Genomic DNA, 24215 nt, shown 5'->3' with positions numbered 1-24215 from the left:
ATCCTTCACGCAGTATGCGACTGACATTATTGCAATACAGTAAAATTGGATAACTATTTGCTATCTTGACTGTGAATGAAACCACAAGAGCCTTTTAAATTTACCATAGATGTTATAATCTATCCAATTGCATTTGTAATGTTGTTGTGGTTAATATTTGCTCTAGAGTTAAGGTTTGGATATCCATTAAATTTTCTAGGTATTTATCCTCAAAAACTCTCAGGTTTGATTGGTGTTATATGTAGTCCGTTTATACATTCCGGAATTTCCCATTTATGGCATAATACCATACCATTATTTGTTTTAAGTACAGCGCTGTTTTATTTTTACAGGCCAATAGCTTTTAAAGTTTTACTATACGGTATTTTATTATCAGGTTTTTTAACATGGTGTATTGGAAGACCATCTTACCATATAGGTGCAAGTGGTTTAATTTATGTCTTGGCTAGTTTTATTTTTTTTAAAGGTGTCTTTGCAAAACACTATAGGTTAATAGCCTTATCCTTATTAGTGGCTTTTTTATATGGGAGTATGATTTGGAATACAATACCACTAGAAGAAGGCATCTCTTGGGAAGGCCATTTAAGTGGTTTATTAGTAGGATTACTATTTGCATTTGTATTTAGAAAACAAATAGCAAAGCCGAAAAGATATGTGTGGGAAGATCCAAACTACAATGAAGAGGAGGACGAGTTTTTACAACATTTTGATGAAAACGGTAATTTTATTGAAACCGTAGTAGAGGAGGAGTTACCTGAAAGTAATCTTCCAGAAGTAACTCTACCAGTAACTATTACTTATACGTTTAAAGAAAATAAGGAACTATAAACGTTGTCTTACAGCTTCGTATAAAAACGCACCACAAGCTACACTTACATTTAAAGATTCTATTTCTCCTAATAAAGGCAATTTAGCTTTTTCGTTTGCTATTTTTAAAATAGAAGGATTTATGCCACGTCCTTCAGATCCCATTATTATAGCACAAGGTTCTTTAAAAGAAACATCATACAATGTATTATCTGTTTTTTCTGTAGCCGCAATTACTTTTATGTCTGACGACTGTAAAAAGAATACCGCGTCTTTTATATGATCAACTCTACATAATGGCACTTTAAATACAGCACCAGCACTAGTTTTAATTGTGTCTCCATTGACAGGGGCGGCACCTTTACTTTGTATAATTATACCATCCACACCAGTACATTCTGCAGTACGGATAATAGCACCAAAATTTCTTACATCACTTAATTGGTCAAGTAATAAAAAAAGAGGTGTTTTTGTTTTTGCAGATACCATTTCAAATAACTCTTCAATGTCATAAAACTTGACAGGGCTAATTTGGGCTACAGCGCCTTGATGATTATTTTTAGTTAATCGGTTTAATTTTTCAACCGGTACATAAGAAGAGTTTACTCTTTTGCTTTTTAAAACGGTTTCTAATTCTTGAAACAAGTCGCCTTTAAGTCCTTTTTGTAAAAAGACTTTATCTACATGTTCTCCTGCATTTAAAGCTTCAATAATAGCTCTAAGACCAAATATTTGAGTGGTTTTTTCCATGACGCAAAGGTATAAAAAAAGAGCCTGCAAATTGCAAGCTCTTTTTTACTTAATTATAATTTTAAAAGTATTATTTAATAATTACTTTTTTATTGATTGTAGAAGTTCCTTGTTGGATACTAAAAAAGTAAAGTCCTTTAGAATATCCAGATAAATCTAATTGACCATCAATTAATGGTGTATTGTCAATAGATTCTTTTGTAAATACTTCACGTCCTTGAATATCTATTAACGAGATTTTTACTTTTCCTTCAGATACTGATTTAAAAGAATAGTTTAATGTTTCGTTAGCTGGATTAGGCCATAAAGATAAGTTGTTAGCCGTTTCAAATTGATCTGTACTTAAAGTACTTGATAAGCTTTTTCCTGTAACAATTAAAGAATAGTCTTGTAAACCATTAGTTAACGCACCTTTGTGGCTAATTGTTATCGTATACGTTCCTGCAGGTGCATTGTTAATGTCAACACGCTCAATGTTATCTACAATATTATCACCTTTTACAGCCACTCCTTGGATGTTACTTAATTGCAGTTTCCATGGTAAATAAGCCGTATTAGAGGCATCGGTTATTCTTAAGTCTAAATCGTTTACTAATGCTGGTGTAGTACTATTTATTTGATTGTCTTTTGCTGTTCCCGCAGGATCTGTCCAGCATAGTGTAGCACTTAATTTTTCCCCGTCAAGGATTGTTACTTGGGTTGTAAAGGTTTGACTAGGAGTTAATGTAGATTCAAATATTTTGGCAGCTCCATCAGTAGCATCCTGTTCAATTGCTTCAGCAGATACCTTAGCATTCAATAAACCCCATCCAAAAATAGGATCTGGACCAGGGCTTGATCCGTTGTCATCTGCTGTGTGGCAAACTAATCCTTTTAATGATGAAGATTTCATATATCTTCCATTTAATTGGTTGTAATACTGCTGTAATAATAATAAAGTTCCCGTAGTATTAGGCGCAGACATTGACGTCCCTGTGTAAGAATCATAACTTGCGTTAGTACTGCTTATTGGAGAATAAACGTCTGTTCCATCTGCAGTAATATCTGGTTTTACTCTTCCATCATCAGATGGTCCTTGACTACTACTAGTATTTATAAACAAGTTTAGCATTTGCCCACTACCATTTGGATTTATTAAAGGGTTGTTTGCGTTGGCTACAACTAGATTGTTTTTACTGTTTTTATTTGTTGTTAGTTTGTCATAATTGTTTGCTGTTCCGCCTGTGTAAGTGTTAGAACCATCATTTCCGGCAGAAGCAACCATTAGATAATAAGGTGCATTATATGCAACTTCATCCCAAGCTACAGCTTCACTGTTGTAATTCCCCATCATCCATGTTGGTGCATTTTGAGAGCCATTTACAGAAACAGGAATTCCGTAAGAATGATTTGATAATAGTAGACCGTTTGTAGTTGCTTGGTCTAAAGCTTCAAGACTGTCATTATCCCAATCAAAAGAGGTTAACGTGGCTTGCGGAGCCATACCTTTAGCAGCAGCCTGCGTTCCTTTAGCCACAATAGTACCTGAAACGTGTGTTGAGTGATTACTTTCTCCGTTTGATGCAGAAGAATCTGGTGTTGTTACTCTAGAAGAAGGCACTGTTGCATCATCTAAAAATTCTTGATGTGTAGATAGAGTAGGACCTCCATCCCATGTCGCTACATGCATATTTTGTCCTTCTAAATTTAATCCTAATCCACCTCCATTATGTAGGAAGTTGGTACGTGTAGAGATGGCCTCTGCAGCATTATCAGTGGATACATAAACTGGTTTTCCATCTAAAATATATTTTATTTGAAATAATGTACCATTTTCATCTTTGTATTTTCGCTCAATATTGTGCGCTGTGATATAGTCTACAATTTCTTTTTCAATGGTTTTATTGGAAGCTTCCAAACGTTTTTTTAGAGCGTCAATTTTTGACGTATTATATGCGTTTGTAATCGCTTTTTTTTCTGTCTCTGTTTGGGCAAGTATTGTATTGGTAGTTAATAAAATACCAGCTAAAAGTATAAGTCTTTTCATAAAAATTTTTCTTTAAACAAATATAAAATATTTAGGTCATAATTTATTTTTTTTAACAAAAAAAAAGCCTTTGGTAAATACCAAAGGCTTTTAATAGTATATGTAAATTTTACATTTTAGTTAATGTAAATTCAGCTGTAACTGCATCTACACATTGAGATGCTTCATCATCTATGTAAATAACTTGGATAACAGTATCGTCATCACCGTCAAATTGACCAAATGTAGCTGCAGGTCCTAGTGTTGTACTACCTCCACAACCTACGCCAGTCTCTTGAAGAGTTGGTACGACTACATTACCACAAATAAGGCTAAACTTGAATTCTACGTCACCAAAAGATCCTAAACCTGGATATACTTGACTTGTAAATACTCTATCTGTTGGTGTTGCTCCTACTGTTACTTCGTATACACCATCTCCAAATGTTGGTGAATCAAATATTCCATTTGATACAGTCGATAATGTGTATGTTCCTGTAAAAGGCGCATTAATCGGACATAACTTGATTAAGCTTAAAGTATATTGGTCTGAATCTGCAACTTGACTAGCATCACTGGTAAGATTAAAAACTACCGTTTTTCCTTCTGTGGCTGCATTATCAAAATCTGCTACAATACTGTAAGAGGTTACTATATCTCCAGTAGGTAATACAGTGTTTGTTGTTGTTATTTCAAAATCTACACCTTCAACAGCTGTAGATGATGCATCTATTGACATTGTATAAGGCGTATCTGCAGTTGCTACAGCTGTAGCAGAAACAGGTACATTAAACATGTTAGATGCTCCGTCTTCGACTAAAAGCGTCCCACTATCACTAGCAAAGTACAGAGTGTTTGGGATATTGTTAAAATTTATGTCCGCCACGTCCCTGTTACAAGAAGTAACTACTGCTGCAACCATAAACAGATATAAAATATTTTTTAAGTTTTTCATTTTTTTATCAGTTTAAAATTATTAAAGAGGTGTGTAAACAGAAACTCCGTTTTCACCATATCCATTACAGAACCAAGATATTGTAATAACACCTGAATCAAAATCTACAGTACTAGTAGTACCTGGTTGTTGAACAACAGAACCCCATGGGTCTGATTGGTTTTCCCAAGCAATTGTTCCACAGTTTTCGGTAAATGTTACGTCAAAACTATCTGGTCCAGTACCATAAGGAGCTGAATAAGGTCCGCCGTCATATAATCCACCTGAAAAATCTTGGATAAAGTAAGTAGCATCATCAACTTCCATAATTTCTACATCCTGTGTGTTTGTAGAAAAAGTTGGTAAGAAATCATGGTACCCGTAAGTTGTAGTTACACTATACATACCAGCTAAATCAGACTCACATAATTGGATTATGCTAAGGTTGTAAGTAGCTTCAATTGGTCCATTACCTTCTAATGAAAGTAATAAGTTAGTTCCTTCTGGTGTTACACCAGCAAAGATACCTTGAACATCAATTTCTGCAAAATATTCGTTAGCAGGAATAGTTACTGAAGTTGTTGCTAAACTGTAGTCAACACCTGAAGTAGCTGTTGATGCAGCATCTACTACTACTGTAAATGTTCTATCTGAAGCACTTGTTGTGGTAGAACCAATCTGTATTGTTGCTGGTTCTTCAGCAGGTGTTACAAAATATGATCCACTTGCACCATCTGTAAAATAAGTTACATCAGGCCCAGAGTAGTTGTCTACTTCGTTATCTAAAGCACCATCCTCTTCACAAGAGAACATACCTAGCGTTATGGCTAAAAGAAATATTATTTTTTTCATTTTTATTTTATGTTTTATAAATTAATATCCTGGGTTCTGTTGGAATTCAGGGAAAGCATTTATTTCAGTTTGAGGTATTGGAAATTGGAATAAGTGGCTACCTGCAGGCAATGTTGTGAAAGTACTTGGAACTGGTGTTCCTGTTCCATCAAAAAAGTCACCATCTGTTGCACTTCTTACAACACCTTCATTCCATCTTTTAAGATCAAATAATCTATGACCTTCAGCGAATAGCTCTAATCTTCTTTCTAATTTAATTGCATCTAATAAGGCTGCTCCAGTTTCAGAAGGACTAATAAATCCTGAATATCTGTTCATTCTTACCACGTCTAAAGCAGTTAAAGCTTCCGTAAACTGTCCTAGCATTGCATGCGCTTCTGCTTTGTTAAGTTGTACCTCTGCAGCTCTAATTACTTTTGCGTCTACAACACCATTATTTTGTCCAGACTCACCAAACATTTTTGTGATTGAATTATATAAGTTTCCAGAAGCATCTGCTTGTATTTGTGTATAAGCACCAGATGATTTTCTAACGTCTGTACTAGCATATAAATTAGCAAGTTCAAAAGATAATACGTATTCTGGTACAATTGCTCCAGCGTTAGATTGACTCCATGATGTTCCTATACTTACACCATCTAAGATTCTATCTTGATTTATTTTAAATATTACACCATCTTCACTTCCGTCTGTCCAAACAGCAGGGAAATTTGCGCTAGTTGCAACACTTGTTGTAACATCATTAGCAGCAGTAATTGCATTTAAATAGTCACCGTTATATAAATATGCTCTTGATAATAAACCATTTACAGCATTTTTATTAAATCTACCAGATCCATTGTCTGCATTAATTGTTGCTTTTACAGCTTCTAATTCACTAATAATAAAGTCGTAAGACGTCTCTACTGTAGGTCTTAATACTTGTATTGTAGGATCTGTAGATGTAATTATAGGCATACCTAATGTTTGAGAAGCTCCTGCTGATTGAGTTGGAATTTCTGAAAACACTCTCACTAAGTCAAATAGAGCTAATGCTCTAGCTGCTCTTGCTTCTGCTTCTATATTACTTCTTTCTGGTCCAGCTGGTAAATTATCTATATTAGATAAAATTAAATTAGCTCTGTTAGTAACAACATAAGGCGCGTACATAAAACTGTAAGCAAGGTTTGGAGCATGTCTCCATTCGAAAAATAGTCTATTACTTAATCTTCCTTCTTGAGCAATTATTACATTATCCGTTAAAATGTCCGGTAAAGCTAAAAATTGACCTCCATAGTAGTTTCCACTTAAGAAACCAGAGTATACTCCTCTCATTGCTGATTCGAACTCTCCTATATTATTATAGAAAGTGTCTGGCGAAACAGAGTCGTTTGGTAATTGATCTAATTCATCCTCGCAAGAATTAAAAAGTAATATACCAAAAACTAATATTATTGTTTTAAATATGTTTTTCATAATTTTTTTTTTAAAATTTTAATTCAACACCCATCTGTAAAGACTGAGTTTGTGGGTAACTGTAAAGGTTGTAGTTACCAAAATTAACACTAGTATCAGTTTCACCTGAACCAATACCAACTTCTGGATCTCCATTAAAGTGTGGTGCGTAAGTCCATAGGTTTTGACCTTGTAAAAACAATCTTAAAGAACTAATATTTAATGTTTCAGTAAATTTACTTGGTAAAGTATATCCAATCGTTAAGTTTCTTAATCTTACGTAGTCTCCTTTTTGTAATAATCTATCAGATGTGTTACCTGCTTCGTTACCAAATAAAGGGCTTGGTAATACATTAGTATCTCCTGGGTTTTTCCAGTAGTTAAATGCATCAACTCTTTGATTTGAATCTACTCCCGTACCATTACTTAACATGTTACCTTCTAAGTAGTTTTGAATGTAGTTACCAACTTTGTAGTATAAATCTGCTGTAAAGTCAAAACCTTTATAAGTCATGTTTAGGTTTGCACCTCCATCAAATTTAGCTATTGGAGACTTTCCATCTAATACTACTGCATCATCTGCGCTATATTGGTTAGTTATGTTACCGTCTATATCGTAGAAAAGAGGCTCACCGTTAGCAGGATTAACTCCAGCATAACGTACTAAGTAATACGTGTAAATTTCTTCTCCTACACGGACGATGTTATTATCTCCATTAGTAGTAAGTAAAATATCTGCTCCGTTTGGATCTGTTGAAGAACTTACTAATTTAGTTACTTCATTATCTAAAAATGCAATGTTACCACCAACAGTTAATGTAAAGTCACCAAAATCTTCAGCTCTAATGATGTCTGCTGAAAGTTCTAATTCTAAACCTTTATTTGTCATTTCTCCAATGTTACTAAAAATTGAACCATCTGGTTCTCCACCTAAACTAGATAATGGCGCATTTAATAATAAATCAGAAGTTGTTCTTTCGTAGTAGTCAATTACACCTCTAATACGTCTATCAAAACCTGCAAATTCAACCCCAACACCCCAGATGTAGTTTTTCTCAAACCCTAAGTCTGAGTTTCCGTTATCTGTAGGAATAGCTGTAGAAGCACCGTTTAAACTTCCAAAGTCTAATGTTGCTACTGATGCATAAGAAGCTAATCCATTACTGTTACCTGAAGTACCAGCTGATGCTCTTAATTTTAATTCGTCTACTATATCACTATCAGCTAAGAAATTTTCTTTAGATAAATTCCAAGCTAAACTTCCTGACCAGAATACACCGTAACGGTTATTGATACCAAAAGTAGAAGAACCATCTCTTCTAATAGAAGCAGTAGCTAAATATTTACTGTCATAGTCATAGTCTAAGAAACCTCCGTAACCTAATAGAGATCTTGTAAATAAGTTTGTAGAAGCTGCTGTTGGAATTGTTGCAACTGCTTGTACACTTTGAAAATCATTACTAAATCCATCACTTGATAAACTGTAGTTTCTAAATGTTCTTTTGTTGAACTCAAATAAACCTGTTAATGATACATTATGTTTATCTCCGATTGTAGTACTGTAATTTAATAAGTTAGTCACTGTAAGGTCTAATTCATTAGATCCACTGTCAGTTTTACTACCAGGGTTGTCAGCATCTCCTACAAATCCGTCTAAGACAGATCCTGGCTTTAAGAAATACTCTCTTCTATACGCTGTATTTGTAGCACCTACTTTAAAAGTGTTTGTCCATTTGTCAGAAAGGTTAGCTATAGCACTAATACCTCCAATTATAAATAACGTATTATCTGACTCTGGATTGTTTATTAAAGCTTCAGAAATAGGGAAACCAGCTCTAGTAGGGTTGAAAATAGGATTTCCAGCACCATCTAAAACTTGGTTGTTATCGTCATCTAATAAAAACTTTGTTTCGTATGGGTTATAGTCATACATCGCTCTAAAAGGATTCTGAACATTGTTTCTATCTCTTGGCTCATCACTAGAAGTACCTGTAATACTAACATTAGTGCTTACTTGTAACCAATCTTTAGCTTGAACATTTAAATTTAATCTACCACTTAATCTTTCAAAACCATTAATACTTTGTATAATACCAGTATTTCTATCATGTGCAAAACTTACAAAGTAAGATGACTTTTCTGTACCACCATCTATTGATATAGAATTGTTTTGTATGTAAGAGTTTCTTAATAACTCATCTTCCCAGTCTGTGTCACGTGCTATTAAAAAGTCATATTCTTCTTGAGTAGACACTTGCGCTCCTGGAAGGGCAGTTGCATTTCCAATACCTAAAGCTGATAATTCTCTTTCATACTGGATTTTTTGAGCAGCATTCATCATTTCAAAATTGTCAGCTATTCTTTGACCATAACCAACTCTTGAGCTGATAGATACTCTAGCATCTCTATTTTTGTTTCCAGTTTTAGTTTTAATGATTACTACACCATTGGCAGCTCTAGAACCGTAAAGAGACGCTGTTGCAGCATCTTTAAGGATAGACATTGTTTCAATGTCTCCTGGGTTTACAGAATTTAGATCTGGAGCAATTATACCATCAATTACGTATAAAGGCGCACTTGAAGCATTAATTGAACCTACACCACGTATCCTTACAAATGCAGTTTGACCTGGCTTACCGTTTCCTGCTACTACCTGTACACCAGGAGCAACACCTTGAAGCATGTTGTCAATTGAAGTTGAAGGAGATAGTTTTGTGATATCATCGGCAGATAAAGTTGTTACTGCAGATGTTAACTGATCTCTTTTCTTAGAACCAAAACCTGTAATAACAACTTCGTCTAAAGCGTTATCAGGAGCTAAGGTCATGTTGATAGTGTTAGCACCACCAACTGTAACTTCTTTGTTACCATAACCAACATAGCTGAATTGTAATTTATCTCCGACCTTAGTCTTTATTGAGTAATTACCATCAAAATCTGTTGATGTTCCATTTGAAGTTCCAACTACTAATACTGTAGCAGACGTCAATGGTATACCATTTTCGTCAGAAACAACTCCTGAAACTGTTTTGTCTTGTGCAAACGTTATTTGCACAACAAACGCTAGAAATAGCGTTAAAATTCCACTAAACTTTGTTTTCATTTTTATTTTTATTTGAATTAGTCTGAGCCAAAAATCATAATAAAAACTTAATAAAACAACTTTTTTATCATAATATTTGTTTTAGATAAGTGAATAATGCAAGGATTTGAGCAATGTGTTTGCATATATTCAATAGGAGGTTTGTTGTCTTGCTATATTGGAATGTATGCTTTTTTGTTGTGGCATTTCTATTGTGCGTATTCCGTTGTTTTGTCCTAATAATTTGATAGTGAACTAGTAATGCTAATAATATGTTAAAGGTTTTTATACTTAAATTACTTTTTCAATTGTGTTACCCATGCTAATGTTAAGATTATATTAAATATTTTTCCTACAATTTTTATGATGTTTTTATTTTTAATTTAATTGAATAAAAAAAGCCTCATAAGATTAACTTATGAGGCTTTTAAATATGTTTTAGGAATGTTTAGTTTACATCCCAGAATATTTTAGTTGTTTGACTATCTCCACCAATTGCAGCAGAAGCAGCAGACCAGTTTGTTTCGTTCAAGTTTTGTTCGTTTACAGGATACGTGTATCTTGTTGGAACAGGATTAGAAGTTACGACAGGAAGGTTAAATGTTGGATTGTCATATTTTCTCCAAACAGTCCATCCTTCAAATCCTCTGTTGTACATTGCTAACCAGAACTGAGTACCAATTTTTTGTCTCCAGTCACCTGCAGCAGTAGCGTAAGCAACAGCTGGATCAGCTAAGTAAGTTGCTAAGTCTGCAGCTCCCCAGTAATCAAAAGATGCTGTGATACCATTTGTATAGTGTTGATCAGCAGTACCACCTACATTCCATGCTCTATGACCAGCTTCTGCTAAGTAAAAAGATACTTCAGAAAAGTCTAATAAAACACCTGGTAATGTTGGGTCGTGTAAAGATGTACCGTCGTCATATCCTACGATATGAGTATAGTTACCAAATGTATTGTTGTCACCGTATATTCCACCAATGTAAGTTCCTGCACCCATATTTTCATCAAAATAGGTCATTCTTCTTGGGTCTTCAAGTGTATTCATTACATCTACTAAAGTGTTAGCAGGTACAAAATCCGTACGTCCTGACTGCACTAAGTCAACCCATAATGGATTTGTATTAGGTGTAGCAGATTCGTAAGTTAATAATGCATTATCTGCATTAGAAGTAAATACTCCCGCTGCATATGCAGACTCTACAGTAGATTGAGATAAAGCTGTATTGAAGTCAGATAAACGAATTCCTAATTTTAATTTTAAAGAATTTGCAAATTTGTTCCAAGCAACCATGTCACCTCCGTATATTTTGTCAGCAGAAGTAAATCCTGTTCCTACTAAATTAGGAATAGCAGCATTTAATCTATCTAATAAATCTAGGTAAATAGTTTCAGCGTCATCGTATTTTGGTAACGTTGATAAACCTAAAGCATCCGTGTAAGGAATATCTCCAAATGTATCTACCATTTGTTGCCAAGTGTAGATAGCTAATACATCTATTTGTGCAATACTTGCAGGAGATGTAGATTGAGCTCTAGCTGTTTGTAAATCTAATAATACATCTCTGTACATTTCTGACCAGTGGCTTTCTGGAATATTACGACCAACTAAGTCGTAGTTACTTTCGTCAGTATAGGTTGTTTCCGTCCAGTATTGTCCTAATAATCTAAATACGTTATTGTTGACGTTAGTACTGGTCATTTGATTAAACAAACTTTTTGTAGCAGAGTTGTATAAAAAATCCGCATCAACTTGCGTTGGATTTTTAGGGTCTCTATTTAAGTCCTCATATTGTTCGTCTGATTGACAAGCGAACAATGTTACGACTGATAATATTGTTATAAATGTTTTTTTCATAATGTTTTGTTTTTAGAACTGTAACTTTAATGACGCACCTATTTCTCTGATAGATGGGTAAGAACCTGATTGGTACCCTTGAATGTTTCCTGAGCTTAATCCTGCTTCTGGATCTGCGTAAGGAGTACTTTTATCAATGATCCATAAGTTTCTTCCAATTAATGAAATTGAAGCTGCTGTAAATGGAACTTGGCTTAAAATTTTGTCATCAAACTTATAAGTAATACTTGCTTCTCTTAATTTAATAAATCCAGCGTCATAGATGTGTTGGCTATTTGCAGCTCTTGCATAACCCCATGGGTTTGCATAGTTACTAGCGCTAGCTCTTACTGTGTTTACTGATCCGTCAGCTTGTACACCTGGTAAAATAACTCCACCACTATCAGCACCAGTTGTAACTGGGTTTCTTACTGGGTTTCCTAAGTCGTTAGTTCCTGCTGTAATGTCATATAATCCTGTTGCATAACCATACCAAGTATCTAAAGAAAATACATCTCCTCCTTTTTGCATATCGATTAAGAAGCTAAGGTTGAAGTTTTTGTAGTTAAAACTATTGTTTAAACCTGCAGTCCATTCTGGATTGATGTCACCAATAATTTCGTTACTTCCACTTCTCTCGTAGTAACCATTTGCTTGTACGATTGGTTGACCCGCATCATTGTATACTAAGTCTGTACCTCTAATTGTTCCGTAAGGTTGTCCTGGTGTTGCATTTATTGAAATACCTCCTTGTGGTGAAGCTAACTGTAAGTTATCAATACCATCAGCTAATGATACAACTAAACTTTTGTTTTTTGCCCAGTTTACATTAACATCCCAGCTAAAGTTTTCAGTTTTAATTGGTGTAGCACTTAATTGTACTTCCCAACCTTTATTTTCCATTGTACCTGCATTTAATAAAACTGAAGTATATCCTGTTGCATTTGATACTGGTACACTTGTAATTTGATCTCTGTTGGTAGTATGGTAGTAAGATACGTTAAGACCTAATCTTCTGTTGAAGAATTGTGTGTCTAAACCAAATTCGTAGTTTTCTTGTCTTTCTGGTTTAAGCTCTAAGTTGTTTTTAGATCCTGGGTTTGAAGCAATTCCTGTTCCTGAGAACGGAGTTCCAATACCATAAGTGTTAAATACATTATAGTTGTTAGTGTCAGATCCTACTTCAGCATAGTTGGCACTAAGTTTTCCAAAAGATAACCAGTCAGCATCGATAAATTTAGAGAATACTAAACTACTTGCTACAGAAAAATATCCGTAAGTGTTATTTTCTATTGGTAGAGTAGAAGAACGGTCTCTTCTGTAAGTTCCTTCTAAATAAGCAAAACCGTCATATCCTAAACTTGCTCTAGCATATAAACCATCTACTTTAGATACAGCTTCATATTCAGCAGGTGCATTAATAGCATTTACACTATTTGATAAAGCATAAAGACCAGGTAGATTTAAACCACCATTAGTTTGTGCATAAATACTACTTCTGTCATTACGTCTTAAGTTAAAACCAAGGTTTCCTTCTATGTTTAATTTTTCTGTAATGTTTTTGTTTGCAGTTAAAATAAAATCGTAGTTGTATTCTGCTACGTTATTATTAAATCTACTGTATGAAGATACATTTGAACTTCCAACGTTTGTTCTTTCTTCCTGAAATTCAGAGTAAGTATCAAAAGTAAATCTTCCTAAAACACTTAACCAATCGTTGATTTCATAATCTAAAGCAAAATTACCAAAGTATCTATTTCTTTGATCTGTCTCATAGTTTTCATAGAAAGTCCAATAAGGGTTGTCAGAGTAAATAGGAGAAAGGTTTGTTGCAGATGTTGGATTCCATGTAATGTTGTCTCCAGTAGCAAAATAAGCGTCTTCTAAAGCACCAACGTCTACATTTGTTTGAAACCATTGTCTAAACTGTTGCATAACGTTATTAGCATCATAACCAGTTCCGTATCTACCTTTACCGTTTGTTTTAGTATATGTAAACGTTGTAGAGGCTGTTAGTTTTTCGTTTAAATCATGAGATGCAGAAAAGTTAATAGTGTTTCTTTTAATTTCACTGTTTGGAAGATTTCCTTCTTGTAACATGTTTGTGAAACCTAATCTGAAAGAACTAGTGTCATTACCTCCATCAAGAGATACAGAGTTTACAGCAGTAGCTCCACTTTTCCATACAGAATTTGGATCATTAGCACCTGCAACCCAAGGAGTAGCTTGTTGGTAAGTATCCGTTAATTGTGGGTAAATAGAGTTCCATTGGTAAACATCTAAATTTGGGTCAAAAGCAGCACCGTAAGATGCATCTTCAGTAAAAGGAGTTGTTAGATCTGGGTTACCATCTCCATCAATATCAGTATACCCAAAAAATCCAGATGGGTCATCATAGAACTGTCCGTAACCAGCACCATATTTTTTCTGGTATACTGGTAAAGTTTCAGTATCTGCAGATCCAACTGTATAACTAGAATTTAAAGTTACTCCAATACCTTTTCTTTTTTTACCTTTTTTAGTTGTAATCATTACAACACCATTAGATGCTCTAGATCCATAAAGTGCAGTTGCTGCAGCACCTTTTAAAACGTTAATGGTTGCAATGTCATCAGGGTTAATATCTGATGCAGCATTACCATAATCATAACCACCACGACCTGAAACTTGGTCAGCACTGTTAGAGTTACCGTTATCAACAGGTATTCCATCAATTACAAATAAAGCTTGGTTGTTACCTGCAATAGAGGCATTACCTCTAATTACAACGTTTGTAGATCCTCCTAAAGTACCAGAAGATTTCACGTCTAAACCAGCTACTTTTCCTGAAAGAGAATTAACAAAGTTTGAAGATTTCACTTTAGAAACTTCATCACCTGCAACTTCTTGAGTAGCATAACCTAAACTTTTCTTTTCTCTTTTAATACCTAAAGCTGTTACAACAACTTCGTCTAAAGTATTACCTGGTTGTAAACTAACGCTAATAGTGCTAGAGGCTCCAATTGTTTTTTCAACAGAGTCATACCCAACATAGCTAAAGTTTAATACTTGACCATTACTTGCTTGAATAGAGTAGTTTCCATCAAAATCTGAAGTGCTACCATTAGAAGTTCCTTTTACAACAATTGTTGCTGAGGGCAATGGTAGTCCATTTTCATCAGTAATAGTTCCTGAGATTGTTCGTTCTTGAGCGTACGATAGACTGGCTACCATCACTAAGAACAGTGTTAAAATTCGATTTAAATTTGTTTTCATATTAATATATTAAATTAGTCTATCCCAAAAATCTAAATAATTTGTTAATAAAACAATGTTTAGGCAGTTTTTTTTAATATTAAATTAACATGAGTTAAAATGTTTGATTTATTCTAAATTAGAAGGTCGCCTTTAGGCTAATATGAATCTTAGAATTAGAGAAGTTGAAAGGGGTTTGTTCTGTTTTACCATTAGCGTAAATAAATCGAAGCAATCCAGCATTGGTAAGTATTCCGAAACCAAAACCAAAACCATATAAATTTTCTTTTTGGTTTAAATTATCGTTTTTAAAGCGTGCGATATCTATAACAGAATTAACAAAAATACTGTTGCTTAATTTGTATCTGTATTCTGTGTTTAATATGTAAATGCTGTTAGCAATTAGACTATTTTCTGTAAATCCTCGTATAGTATTAACACCTCCAAACCTAAAAAGCTCGTTTTCGAGGTAATTTTCTGACAGAATTAGTTGAATTATGCTTTTTATATAGAAGCTGTTTTTGTTATTTAAATTAAAAATGTGGCTACCATTAAAATCTATAAAATTTTGGTTTTGGTTGTTTGATGTTGTTTGTCTTTTTCCTACACCAAATTCGGTATTTATTTCTGTCTTTATTTTAAATAGAGGGGCTTCATTTTGTAGTTGTCTGAATTGATATCTTAATTTAAGAAAATTTGAGCTGTAATCTTCTATGTTTTCTAGGTTGTCAGATAAATGACTTGATTCTGCAGTTTCAATTCCCGCGTATAAACTTGTTTTATCATTTAATTGATAAAAAAGACTTGCTTTCTGTTTTGTGTTAATAAATGAAGAATCTCTTTTTGTTATATTAAGTGAAGCTTCTAGTCCTATTGGTGTTTTGAATAAATAAGGAAGATTTGCGATTAAGTTGAAGTTTTTCTGTTCACTCTCATCACTTTTGTAATCTAAGTATAAACTTTCGCCATAATTTAAATTATTTACTAATTGTAAATTTAAGTAGCCATTAAATTCTAATTTGTTGGTTTGTTCATTTGTTGTAAATCCAATAAATCCATCAAAGTTGTTACTTGGTGTTTTTTTTAAGTATAAATATAATTGTGTTGAATCTTTTGTAAATAGTATTTCAGCAGGTTTAGTTTGAGATGCAAAACTTAAGTTGTTTAATTGAAGTGTCTTTTTGTTAATGGAAGAAAGGTTGAACGTTTTGTTTTTCTGGATTTTAAGAAATCGTTTTAAATAAGATTTAGGAAGCTTATCATATCCTTTGATAATTATTTTGTCTAGTTGTCTATTTTTTTCTTGAGTCGTGATTATTAGATTTGCAGAAAGGGTTGTATTATTTTTTTGTTTGACATCACTAAGCTGTAAAGTGGAAAATGGTTGACCGGTTTCACTTATTATTTTATTGTACTTAATTAGTAGTTTTTCTAATGCTAAATAGGGGACTTCAAAAGTGTTGTTTTTTAAGTTATCTATGTTTAGTTTAGAGAAATAGTTTTTAGACTGAAAAGTAGGGTTTATATATAGGACAACATTTTCTATTTTATTTTTGAGTGCTATTTGTGCAATATAGAGGTTGTTTTTACTATGAGTTATTGATAGTAATTGATTATTAATATAACCATTTTGGCTTAAGGTATTTTCAATATGAGATACATTTAGTTTAAGTTCTTCATAAGAATCAAATGTTGTTTTGGTATTGTATTGGCTTAATATTGAAGTTTCGTTATCATCAAATCCTATTACTTTTAATTGTAAATTTTGACTGCATAATATAGAGGCGTATAAAATGAAGATTAGACAAGTTGTATATGTTTTAAAATTCAAATTCTGTTTGATTATATGTTGATAGTAAAATTAACGTAAAAAAGTAACTAAATAATATCTGGTGGAAATTTAATTTTAAATTCTATTGAAAATTAATGTATTAAGGTTTGATTACTTGAATTAAATCACTACATTTGCACCCCTCTTAGAGAGAGGTAACATAAAATTATATTAGAATTATATGCCAACAATTTCACAATTAGTACGAAAAGGAAGAGCCAAAATAACCAAGAAGAGTAAATCGGCTGCTTTAGATTCGTGTCCTCAAAGACGTGGTGTGTGTACTCGTGTTTATACAACGACACCTAAAAAACCAAATTCAGCAATGCGTAAGGTAGCAAGGGTTCGTTTAACAAACGGTAACGAAGTAAATGCATACATCGGTGGAGAAGGTCACAATTTACAAGAGCACTCGATAGTATTGGTTAGAGGTGGAAGGGTAAAAGATTTACCAGGAGTTAGATATCACATCGTTCGTGGTGCCTTAGACACAGCAGGTGTTGCAGGTAGAACACAACGTAGATCTAAGTATGGTGCAAAACGCCCTAAAAGTTAATTAAAAACTTAAGAAGAAGACATGAGAAAAAGAGCAGCAAAAAAAAGACCGCTTTTACCAGATCCTCGATTTAACGATCAGTTAGTAACTAGATTTGTTAACATGATGATGTGGGACGGAAAGAAGTCTGTAGCCTTTAAAGTGTTTTACGACGCAATTGACATCGTAGATACTAAAAAGACAGACGAAGAAAAAACAGCATTAGAAATCTGGAAAGATGCATTATCTAACGTTATGCCTCACGTAGAAGTACGTAGTCGTAGAGTAGGTGGAGCTACATTCCAAATTCCTAACCCAATACGTGCAGACCGTAAGGTTTCTACTGCAATGAAGTGGTTAATTAGTTTTTCTCGTAAGAGAAATGAAAAATCTATGGCACTACGTTTAGCATCAGAAATTTTAGCAGCAGCTAAAGAAGAAGGAGCAGCAGTTAAGAAACGTACTGATACTCACAAAATGGCTGAGGCAAACAAAGCATTCTCTCACTTTAGATTTTAATAAGATATGGCTAGAGATTTAAAATATACAAGAAACATTGGAATTGCAGCTCATATTGATGCAGGTAAAACTACAACAACAGAGCGTGTTCTATATTATACAGGAGTTTCTCACAAGATTGGAGAAGTACATGATGGTGCTGCTACAATGGACTGGATGGAGCAAGAGCAAGAACGTGGTATTACTATTACGTCTGCAGCTACAACTTGTACATGGAAGTTTCCATTAGAAAATGCAGAACCTACTCCTGATACAAAGGATTATCACTTTAATATTATTGATACTCCTGGTCACGTAGATTTTACTGTAGAGGTAAATAGATCATTACGTGTATTAGATGGTTTAGTGTTTTTATTTAGTGCAGTTGATGGTGTTGAACCTCAATCTGAAACTAACTGGAGACTTGCAGACAACTATAAAGTCCCAAGAATTGGTTTCGTTAATAAAATGGACCGTCAAGGATCTGACTTTTTAGGAGTTTGTCAACAAGTAAAAGATATGTTAAAGTCTAACGCTGTGCCAATAGTTTTAAATATTGGTGACGAAGAAGATTTTAAAGGTATTATTGACTTAGTAAAAAACCGTGCTATTGTATGGCATGATGAAACTCAAGGAGCAACTTTCGATGTAATCGAAATCCCTGAGGATATGAAAGAAGAAGCTCGTAAGTACCGTGCACTTTTAATTGAAGAGGTTGCAAGTTATGATGAGAATCTTTTAGAAAAATTCATGGAAGATGAAAATTCTATTACTGAAGACGAGGTGCATAAAGCGCTTAGAGCAGCAGTAATGGATATGGCAATTATTCCTATGATTTGTGGTTCTGCGTTTAAAAACAAAGGTGTTCAGTTCTTATTAGATGCTGTATGTCGTTACTTGCCTTCTCCAATGGACAAGGAAGGTATTGTTGGTATGAACCCAGATACAGAAAAAGAAGAATTACGTAAGCCAAGTGTAGACGAGCCTTTCGCTGCATTAGCCTTTAAAATTGCAACGGATCCTTTTGTTGGACGTTTAGCATTTTTTAGAGCATATTCTGGTCGTTTAGATGCAGGTTCTTACGTGTTAAATAACCGTTCTGGTAAAAAAGAGCGTATTTCACGTATCTATCAAATGCATGCTAATAAGCAAAATGCAATTGATTTTATCGAAGCTGGAGATATTGGAGCTGCTGTTGGATTTAAATCTATCAAAACAGGAGATACACTTTCAGATGAGAAACATCCAATAGTTTTAGAGTCTATGGACTTCCCTGATCCAGTAATTGGTATTGCGGTTGAACCAAAAACTAAAGCTGATGTTGATAAATTAGGTTTAGGTTTAGCTAAGTTAGCTGAAGAAGATCCTACATTTACTGTGCGTTCTGACGAGGCTTCAGGTCAAACTATTATTTCTGGAATGGGCGAATTACACTTAGATGTAATTGTAGACCGTTTAAAACGTGAGTTTAAAGTGGAAGTAAATCAAGGACAACCTCAAGTTGAGTACAAAGAAGCTATTACACAAGCTGCTGATCACAGAGAAGTTTACAAAAAGCAATCTGGTGGACGTGGTAAATTCGCAGATATTGTATTTACAGTAGAGCCAGCAGATGAAGGAGTTGTTGGACTTCAATTTACATCTGTAATTAAAGGTGGTAACGTTCCTAAAGAATTTATCCCTTCAATTGAGAAAGGATTTAAAATGGCAATGGTTAATGGACCATTAGCTGGTTTTGAAGTTGATGCGATGAAAGTTACTTTAAGAGATGGATCTTACCATGATGTGGATTCTGATCAATTATCTTTCGAATTAGCAGCAAAGTTAGGATTTAAAAACTGTGCAAAAGCTGCAAAAGCAGTAATCATGGAGCCTATTATGAAGCTAGAAGTTATTACTCCAGAAGAAAACATGGGTGATATCGTAGGAGATTTAAATAGAAGAAGAGGTCAAGTTAGTGATATGGGAGATAGAGCAGGTGCAAAAACTGTAAAAGCTACTGTACCATTATCAGAGATGTTTGGATATGTAACAACATTAAGAACATTATCTTCTGGTAGAGCTACTTCTACAATGGAATTTTCTCACTATGCTGAAACACCTTCAAATATTTCTGAAGAAGTAATCAAAGCAGCTAAAGGCGTTGAATCGTAAATCTTAATAAAATGAGTCAAAAAATTAGAATAAAATTAAAATCTTACGATCATAACTTAGTAGATAAGTCTGCTGAAAAGATTGTAAAAACAGTAAAAAGTACAGGTGCTGTTGTAACTGGTCCAATTCCATTACCAACGCACAAGAAAATTTTCACTGTGTTACGTTCACCTCACGTTAATAAGAAGTCTAGAGAACAATTTCAATTAAGCTCTTACAAGAGATTATTAGATATTTACTCTTCATCTTCTAAAACAATTGACGCTTTAATGAAACTTGAATTACCAAGTGGAGTAGAAGTTGAAATTAAGGTTTAAGTAAATTTATTCGTTTAACGTTGATTAAACGAAACATGTCCTAAGCTTCGAGCGAAGGAAAAACGGTTAAAATACAATTCAAGGCTGAAACGTATTTTTCAGCCTTGTGTTTTAATAAATAGTAATAACAAATAAATAAAAATTATGTCTGGGTTAATTGGAAGAAAAATCGGTATGACCAGCATTTTCGATGAAAATGGTAAGAATATGCCATGTACAGTAATCGAAGCTGGACCATGTATCGTTACCCAAGTCAGAACTGAAGAAGTTGACGGCTATAGTGCTGTTCAACTTGGTTTCGATGACGCGACAGAAAAAAGTGCTACTAAAGCTGACTTAGGTCATGCTAAAAAAGCAGGGACTTCTGTAAAACGCAAAATCGTTGAATTTAGAGGTTTTGATTCGGAGTACAAATTAGGTGATGCAATCACTGTAGATCACTTTGCAGAAGGTGAATTTGTTGATGTATCAGGTACATCAAAAGGAAAAGGATTTCAAGGGGTTGTAAAACGTCATGGTTTTGCGGGTGTAGGTCAAGCTACTCACGGACAACATAACCGTTTAAGAGCACCGGGATCTATTGGAGCAGCGTCTTATCCAGCTAGAGTATTCAAAGGAATGCGTATGGCAGGAAGAATGGGAACGGACTCAGTTAAAGTTGAAAATTTAAGAGTTTTAAAAGTAGTTCCTGAAAAGAATTTACTTGTTGTTAAAGGTTGTGTACCTGGACACAAAAACGCTTATGTAATTATTAGAAAATAATGAAAGTAGCAGTTTTAGATATAAACGGAAAAGAAACAGGTAGAAAGGCAGACCTTTCTGACGGTGTTTTTGCTATTGAACCTAATAATCATGCTGTATATTTGGATGTTAAGCAATACTTAGCTAACCAAAGACAAGGTACTCACAAAGCTAAAGAGCGTGCTGAGATAACTGGAAGTACACGTAAGATTAAAAAACAAAAAGGTACTGGTACAGCCAGAGCTGGTAGTATTAAGTCAGGAGTTTTTAGAGGAGGTGGACGTATGTTCGGACCAAGACCTAGAAATTATTCATTTAAACTTAACAAAAACCTGAAGCGTTTAGCACGTAAATCAGCGTTTAGTATTAAGGCAAGTGAAAAGTCAATTATTGTTTTAGAAGACTTTAATTTTGACGCTCCAAAGACTAAGAATTTCACAGCGGTTTTAAATGCGTTAGACCTACAAAACAAAAAATCATTGTTTGTGTTGGGTACGTCAAATAATAATGTATATTTGTCATCACGTAATTTAAAAGGCTCTGAAGTTATAATGAGCTCAGAATTAAGTACTTATAAAATATTAAATGCAAATCAAGTTATTCTTCTAGAGAGTTCTTTAGAAGGTATTGAGTCGAATTTAAGCAAATAGAAACAAAATGAATATCTTAATTAAACCTATAATCACAGAAAAAGCAACTGCTAACAGCGAGTTAAACAATTGTTTTAGCTTTTTTGTGAACACTAAGGCGAACAAGGTAGAAATCAAAAAAGCAGTGGAAGCTGCTTATGGAGTTTCTGTTGAAAAAGTTCGTACTATAAATGTCCGTCCAGATAGGAGTACCAAGTTTACAAAAACTGGTATTCAGCATGGTAAAACAAATGCTAAGAAAAAAGCAATTGTACAACTGGCGGAAGGTGAAATGATTGATTTATACACTAACATGTAATTAAAGACAAATGTCAGTAAGAAAATTAAAACCAATCACACCAGGTCAGCGATTTAGAGTAGTAAACGGATTTGACGCCATTACTACTGATAAGCCGGAAAAAAGCCTATTGGCTCCGAAAAAACGATCAGGTGGTAGAAACAGTCAAGGACGTATGACAATGCGCTACAAAGGTGGTGGTCATAAACGTAGATATCGTATTATCGATTTCAAGAGAACTAAAGCAGGTATTCCTGCTGAAGTTGCTTCAATCCAATACGATCCAAATAGAACAGCATTCATCGCTTTGTTAAATTATCAAGATGGTGAAAAGACTTATATCATTGCTCAAAATGGTTTACAAGTTGGACAAACTGTTGTTTCTGGTGAAGGTGCAGCTCCTGAAATAGGAAATGCAATGCCATTAGCAAATATTCCACTTGGAACAATTATTTCTTGTGTAGAGTTAAGACCAGGACAAGGTGCTGTAATGGCAAGAAGTGCTGGAGCTTTTGCTCAATTAATGGCTAGGGATGGTAAATTTGCAACAATTAAATTGCCTTCAGGTGAAACTAGATTAATACTAGTAACATGTGCAGCGACAATTGGAGCAGTATCTAACTCTGATCATCAACTATTAGTTTCTGGTAAAGCGGGACGTAGCAGATGGTTAGGTAGAAGACCAAGAACAAGACCAGTTGTAATGAACCCAGTTGATCACCCAATGGGAGGTGGTGAAGGTAAGTCATCAGGTGGACATCCACGTTCTAGAAACGGTATACCAGCTAAAGGATATAGAACACGTTCTAAAACTAAAGCGAGTAATAAATATATTATAGAACGTAGAAAGAAATAAGAAATCATGGCAAGATCATTAAAAAAAGGACCTTACGTTCACTATAAATTAGAGAAAAAAGTAGCTGCTAATGTTGAAGCTGACAAGAAAACAGTAATCAAAACTTGGTCAAGAGCAAGTATGATTACTCCAGATTTTGTTGGACAAACAATCGCAGTACATAACGGTCGTCAGTTTGTTCCAGTTTATGTTACAGAAAACATGGTTGGGCATAAATTAGGAGAATTTTCACCAACAAGATCTTTTAGAGGTCATGCAGGTGCTAAAAATAAAGGTAAAAAGTAAGCTATGGGAAGTCGTAAAAAACAAATGGCAGACGCTATTAAGGAAGGTAAAAAGCAAATCGCTTTTGCTAAGCTTAATAACTGTCCTACGTCACCAAGAAAAATGCGTTTAGTAGCCGATTTAGTAAGAGGTGAACGCGTAGAAAAGGCACTTAATATTTTGAAATTCAGTCAAAAAGAAGCTTCAAATCGTTTAGAGAAATTATTACTTTCAGCGATAGCTAATTGGCAGGCAAAAAACGAAGATGCAAGTATCGAAGATGCTGAATTAGTCGTTAAAGAAATAAGAGTAGATGGTGGATCTATGTTAAAAAGATTACGTCCAGCACCACAGGGACGTGCTCACAGAATAAGAAAACGCTCTAACCACGTAACAATCGTGGTTGGTGCTAACAATAACACACAAAGCTAAGATAGATATGGGACAAAAGACAAATCCAATCGGAAATCGCTTAGGAATTATCAGAGGATGGGAATCTAACTGGTACGGAGGAAACGATTATGGTGATAAACTTGCCGAAGACGATAAGATCAGAAAATACGTTCACGCGCGTTTATCTAAAGCTAGTGTATCTCGTGTAATTATTGAGAGAACTTTAAAACTTGTAACCGTTACTATCACTACTGCTAGACCTGGTATTATTATTGGGAAAGGTGGACAAGAGGTAGACAAGTTAAAAGAAGAACTTAAGAAAATTACAGGAAAAGAAGTTCAAATAAATATATTTGAAATTAAAAGACCTGAGCTTGATGCATTTTTAGTAGGATCTAGTATTGCTCGTCAAATTGAAAACAGAATTTCATACAGACGTGCAATTAAGATGGCTATTGCTGCTACAATGAGAATGAATGCTGAGGGAATTAAAATCCAGATTAGTGGACGTTTAAACGGGGCAGAGATGGCACGTTCAGAACACTACAAAGAAGGACGTATTCCTTTATCTACATTCAGAGCCGATATTGACTATGCTTTAGTTGAGTCTCATACTACTTATGGTAGATTAGGGGTTAAAGTATGGATCATGAAAGGTGAAGTATATGGTAAAAGAGAACTTTCTCCTCTTGTTGGCTTAGCTAAGAAGCAAGGAAAAGGTGGACGCCAAGGTGGAAAGCCACAACAACGTCGTAGAAAGTAAT

21 protein-coding genes are annotated in these 24215 nt (G+C 34.3%); 12 read left to right on the top strand and 9 right to left on the bottom strand.

The window, feature by feature from the left end; translation table 11 throughout:
- The first annotated feature begins 75 nt into the window (after nucleotides 1-75).
- A complete protein-coding gene (locus tag BMZ09_RS12980; RefSeq protein ID WP_090841311.1) occupies nucleotides 76-828 on the top strand; it encodes a rhomboid family intramembrane serine protease in 753 nt (250 codons plus the stop codon).
- Here the strand turns inward: BMZ09_RS12980 and rlmB are convergent.
- The 9 genes from rlmB to BMZ09_RS12935 form a co-directional block, all read right to left on the bottom strand.
- Nucleotides 823-1557, bottom strand: a complete 735-nt coding sequence (gene rlmB, locus BMZ09_RS12975) for a 23S rRNA (guanosine(2251)-2'-O)-methyltransferase RlmB (RefSeq protein ID WP_090841309.1) — start codon at nucleotides 1555-1557, stop codon at nucleotides 823-825. The genes BMZ09_RS12980 and rlmB overlap by 6 nt on opposite strands.
- 70 nt (nucleotides 1558-1627) lie before the next feature.
- Nucleotides 1628-3583: a S8 family serine peptidase gene (locus BMZ09_RS12970; RefSeq protein WP_090841307.1), complete on the bottom strand. Its 1956-nt coding sequence runs from the start codon at nucleotides 3581-3583 to the stop codon at nucleotides 1628-1630.
- Nucleotides 3584-3692: 109 nt separating this feature from the next.
- A complete protein-coding gene (locus BMZ09_RS12965) occupies nucleotides 3693-4517 on the bottom strand; it encodes a hypothetical protein (RefSeq protein ID WP_090841305.1) in 825 nt (274 codons plus the stop codon).
- A 21-nt stretch (nucleotides 4518-4538) separates the two neighbouring features.
- On the bottom strand, nucleotides 4539-5348 hold the full coding sequence (locus BMZ09_RS12960) for a hypothetical protein (protein ID WP_090841303.1): 810 nt from the start codon (nucleotides 5346-5348) through the stop codon (nucleotides 4539-4541).
- A 21-nt stretch (nucleotides 5349-5369) separates the two neighbouring features.
- Complete coding sequence (locus BMZ09_RS12955; protein WP_090841301.1) at nucleotides 5370-6803, bottom strand: RagB/SusD family nutrient uptake outer membrane protein; 1434 nt, start codon at nucleotides 6801-6803, stop codon at nucleotides 5370-5372.
- A gap of 10 nt (nucleotides 6804-6813) precedes the next feature.
- Nucleotides 6814-9885, bottom strand: a complete 3072-nt coding sequence (locus BMZ09_RS12950; protein ID WP_090841299.1) for a SusC/RagA family TonB-linked outer membrane protein — start codon at nucleotides 9883-9885, stop codon at nucleotides 6814-6816.
- Between the two features lie 427 nt (nucleotides 9886-10312).
- Nucleotides 10313-11722, bottom strand: coding sequence for a SusD/RagB family nutrient-binding outer membrane lipoprotein (locus tag BMZ09_RS12945; protein ID WP_090841296.1), 1410 nt, complete (start codon nucleotides 11720-11722; stop codon nucleotides 10313-10315).
- A gap of 12 nt (nucleotides 11723-11734) precedes the next feature.
- Nucleotides 11735-14956 (bottom strand): SusC/RagA family TonB-linked outer membrane protein, encoded by a 3222-nt coding sequence (locus BMZ09_RS12940; protein ID WP_090841294.1) that lies wholly within the window; start codon nucleotides 14954-14956, stop codon nucleotides 11735-11737.
- A 118-nt stretch (nucleotides 14957-15074) separates the two neighbouring features.
- Nucleotides 15075-16766, bottom strand: a complete 1692-nt coding sequence (locus BMZ09_RS12935) for a ShlB/FhaC/HecB family hemolysin secretion/activation protein (RefSeq protein WP_090841293.1) — start codon at nucleotides 16764-16766, stop codon at nucleotides 15075-15077.
- A gap of 181 nt (nucleotides 16767-16947) precedes the next feature.
- Between BMZ09_RS12935 and rpsL the strand changes: the two genes are divergently transcribed.
- From rpsL to rpsC, 11 genes are all read left to right on the top strand, one after another.
- Complete coding sequence (rpsL, locus tag BMZ09_RS12930) at nucleotides 16948-17322, top strand: 30S ribosomal protein S12 (protein ID WP_028283866.1); 375 nt, start codon at nucleotides 16948-16950, stop codon at nucleotides 17320-17322.
- A 21-nt stretch (nucleotides 17323-17343) separates the two neighbouring features.
- The gene (gene rpsG, locus BMZ09_RS12925) at nucleotides 17344-17820 is read left to right on the top strand and encodes a 30S ribosomal protein S7 (protein WP_090841290.1); all 477 of its coding nucleotides are present in this window, start codon (nucleotides 17344-17346) and stop codon (nucleotides 17818-17820) included.
- Between the two features lie 6 nt (nucleotides 17821-17826).
- On the top strand, nucleotides 17827-19953 hold the full coding sequence (fusA, locus tag BMZ09_RS12920; protein ID WP_090841288.1) for an elongation factor G: 2127 nt from the start codon (nucleotides 17827-17829) through the stop codon (nucleotides 19951-19953).
- An 11-nt stretch (nucleotides 19954-19964) separates the two neighbouring features.
- Complete coding sequence (rpsJ, locus tag BMZ09_RS12915; RefSeq protein WP_010181931.1) at nucleotides 19965-20270, top strand: 30S ribosomal protein S10; 306 nt, start codon at nucleotides 19965-19967, stop codon at nucleotides 20268-20270.
- A gap of 144 nt (nucleotides 20271-20414) precedes the next feature.
- Nucleotides 20415-21032: a 50S ribosomal protein L3 gene (gene rplC / locus BMZ09_RS12910; protein ID WP_090841286.1), complete on the top strand. Its 618-nt coding sequence runs from the start codon at nucleotides 20415-20417 to the stop codon at nucleotides 21030-21032.
- Complete coding sequence (rplD, locus tag BMZ09_RS12905) at nucleotides 21032-21661, top strand: 50S ribosomal protein L4 (protein WP_090841283.1); 630 nt, start codon at nucleotides 21032-21034, stop codon at nucleotides 21659-21661. Before rplC ends, rplD begins: the two co-directional genes overlap by 1 nt.
- A gap of 7 nt (nucleotides 21662-21668) precedes the next feature.
- Nucleotides 21669-21959, top strand: a complete 291-nt coding sequence (gene rplW / locus BMZ09_RS12900) for a 50S ribosomal protein L23 (protein WP_090841281.1) — start codon at nucleotides 21669-21671, stop codon at nucleotides 21957-21959.
- 10 nt (nucleotides 21960-21969) lie between these two features.
- A complete protein-coding gene (gene rplB, locus BMZ09_RS12895) occupies nucleotides 21970-22794 on the top strand; it encodes a 50S ribosomal protein L2 (RefSeq protein ID WP_090841279.1) in 825 nt (274 codons plus the stop codon).
- A gap of 6 nt (nucleotides 22795-22800) precedes the next feature.
- On the top strand, nucleotides 22801-23079 hold the full coding sequence (rpsS, locus tag BMZ09_RS12890; RefSeq protein ID WP_090841277.1) for a 30S ribosomal protein S19: 279 nt from the start codon (nucleotides 22801-22803) through the stop codon (nucleotides 23077-23079).
- A gap of 3 nt (nucleotides 23080-23082) precedes the next feature.
- Nucleotides 23083-23490: a 50S ribosomal protein L22 gene (gene rplV, locus BMZ09_RS12885; protein ID WP_090841275.1), complete on the top strand. Its 408-nt coding sequence runs from the start codon at nucleotides 23083-23085 to the stop codon at nucleotides 23488-23490.
- A gap of 7 nt (nucleotides 23491-23497) precedes the next feature.
- Complete coding sequence (rpsC, locus tag BMZ09_RS12880; protein WP_090841273.1) at nucleotides 23498-24214, top strand: 30S ribosomal protein S3; 717 nt, start codon at nucleotides 23498-23500, stop codon at nucleotides 24212-24214.
- The last annotated feature ends 1 nt before the right edge of the window (nucleotide 24215 follow it).

This window comes from Olleya namhaensis, assembly GCF_900114005.1.
GTDB classification, from domain to species: domain Bacteria; phylum Bacteroidota; class Bacteroidia; order Flavobacteriales; family Flavobacteriaceae; genus Olleya; species Olleya namhaensis.
This window is presented reverse-complemented; position numbering and strand designations above follow the sequence as displayed.

Coding starts and splice junctions, on each gene's coding strand:
- rplB (WP_090841279.1), top strand. CDS start 21,970: ATGTCAGTAAGAAAATTAAAACCAATCACACCAGGTCAGCGATTTAGA.
- BMZ09_RS12980 (WP_090841311.1), top strand. CDS start 76: ATGAAACCACAAGAGCCTTTTAAATTTACCATAGATGTTATAATCTAT.
- rpsJ (WP_010181931.1), top strand. CDS start 19,965: ATGAGTCAAAAAATTAGAATAAAATTAAAATCTTACGATCATAACTTA.
- rplD (WP_090841283.1), top strand. CDS start 21,032: ATGAAAGTAGCAGTTTTAGATATAAACGGAAAAGAAACAGGTAGAAAG.
- rplV (WP_090841275.1), top strand. CDS start 23,083: ATGGGAAGTCGTAAAAAACAAATGGCAGACGCTATTAAGGAAGGTAAA.
- BMZ09_RS12940 (WP_090841294.1), bottom strand. CDS start 14,956: ATGAAAACAAATTTAAATCGAATTTTAACACTGTTCTTAGTGATGGTA.
- rpsG (WP_090841290.1), top strand. CDS start 17,344: ATGAGAAAAAGAGCAGCAAAAAAAAGACCGCTTTTACCAGATCCTCGA.
- BMZ09_RS12960 (WP_090841303.1), bottom strand. CDS start 5,348: ATGAAAAAAATAATATTTCTTTTAGCCATAACGCTAGGTATGTTCTCT.
- BMZ09_RS12970 (WP_090841307.1), bottom strand. CDS start 3,583: ATGAAAAGACTTATACTTTTAGCTGGTATTTTATTAACTACCAATACA.
- rpsC (WP_090841273.1), top strand. CDS start 23,498: ATGGGACAAAAGACAAATCCAATCGGAAATCGCTTAGGAATTATCAGA.
- BMZ09_RS12945 (WP_090841296.1), bottom strand. CDS start 11,722: ATGAAAAAAACATTTATAACAATATTATCAGTCGTAACATTGTTCGCT.
- rplW (WP_090841281.1), top strand. CDS start 21,669: ATGAATATCTTAATTAAACCTATAATCACAGAAAAAGCAACTGCTAAC.
- fusA (WP_090841288.1), top strand. CDS start 17,827: ATGGCTAGAGATTTAAAATATACAAGAAACATTGGAATTGCAGCTCAT.
- BMZ09_RS12950 (WP_090841299.1), bottom strand. CDS start 9,885: ATGAAAACAAAGTTTAGTGGAATTTTAACGCTATTTCTAGCGTTTGTT.
- rlmB (WP_090841309.1), bottom strand. CDS start 1,557: ATGGAAAAAACCACTCAAATATTTGGTCTTAGAGCTATTATTGAAGCT.
- BMZ09_RS12965 (WP_090841305.1), bottom strand. CDS start 4,517: ATGAAAAACTTAAAAAATATTTTATATCTGTTTATGGTTGCAGCAGTA.
- BMZ09_RS12955 (WP_090841301.1), bottom strand. CDS start 6,803: ATGAAAAACATATTTAAAACAATAATATTAGTTTTTGGTATATTACTT.
- rplC (WP_090841286.1), top strand. CDS start 20,415: ATGTCTGGGTTAATTGGAAGAAAAATCGGTATGACCAGCATTTTCGAT.
- rpsL (WP_028283866.1), top strand. CDS start 16,948: ATGCCAACAATTTCACAATTAGTACGAAAAGGAAGAGCCAAAATAACC.
- rpsS (WP_090841277.1), top strand. CDS start 22,801: ATGGCAAGATCATTAAAAAAAGGACCTTACGTTCACTATAAATTAGAG.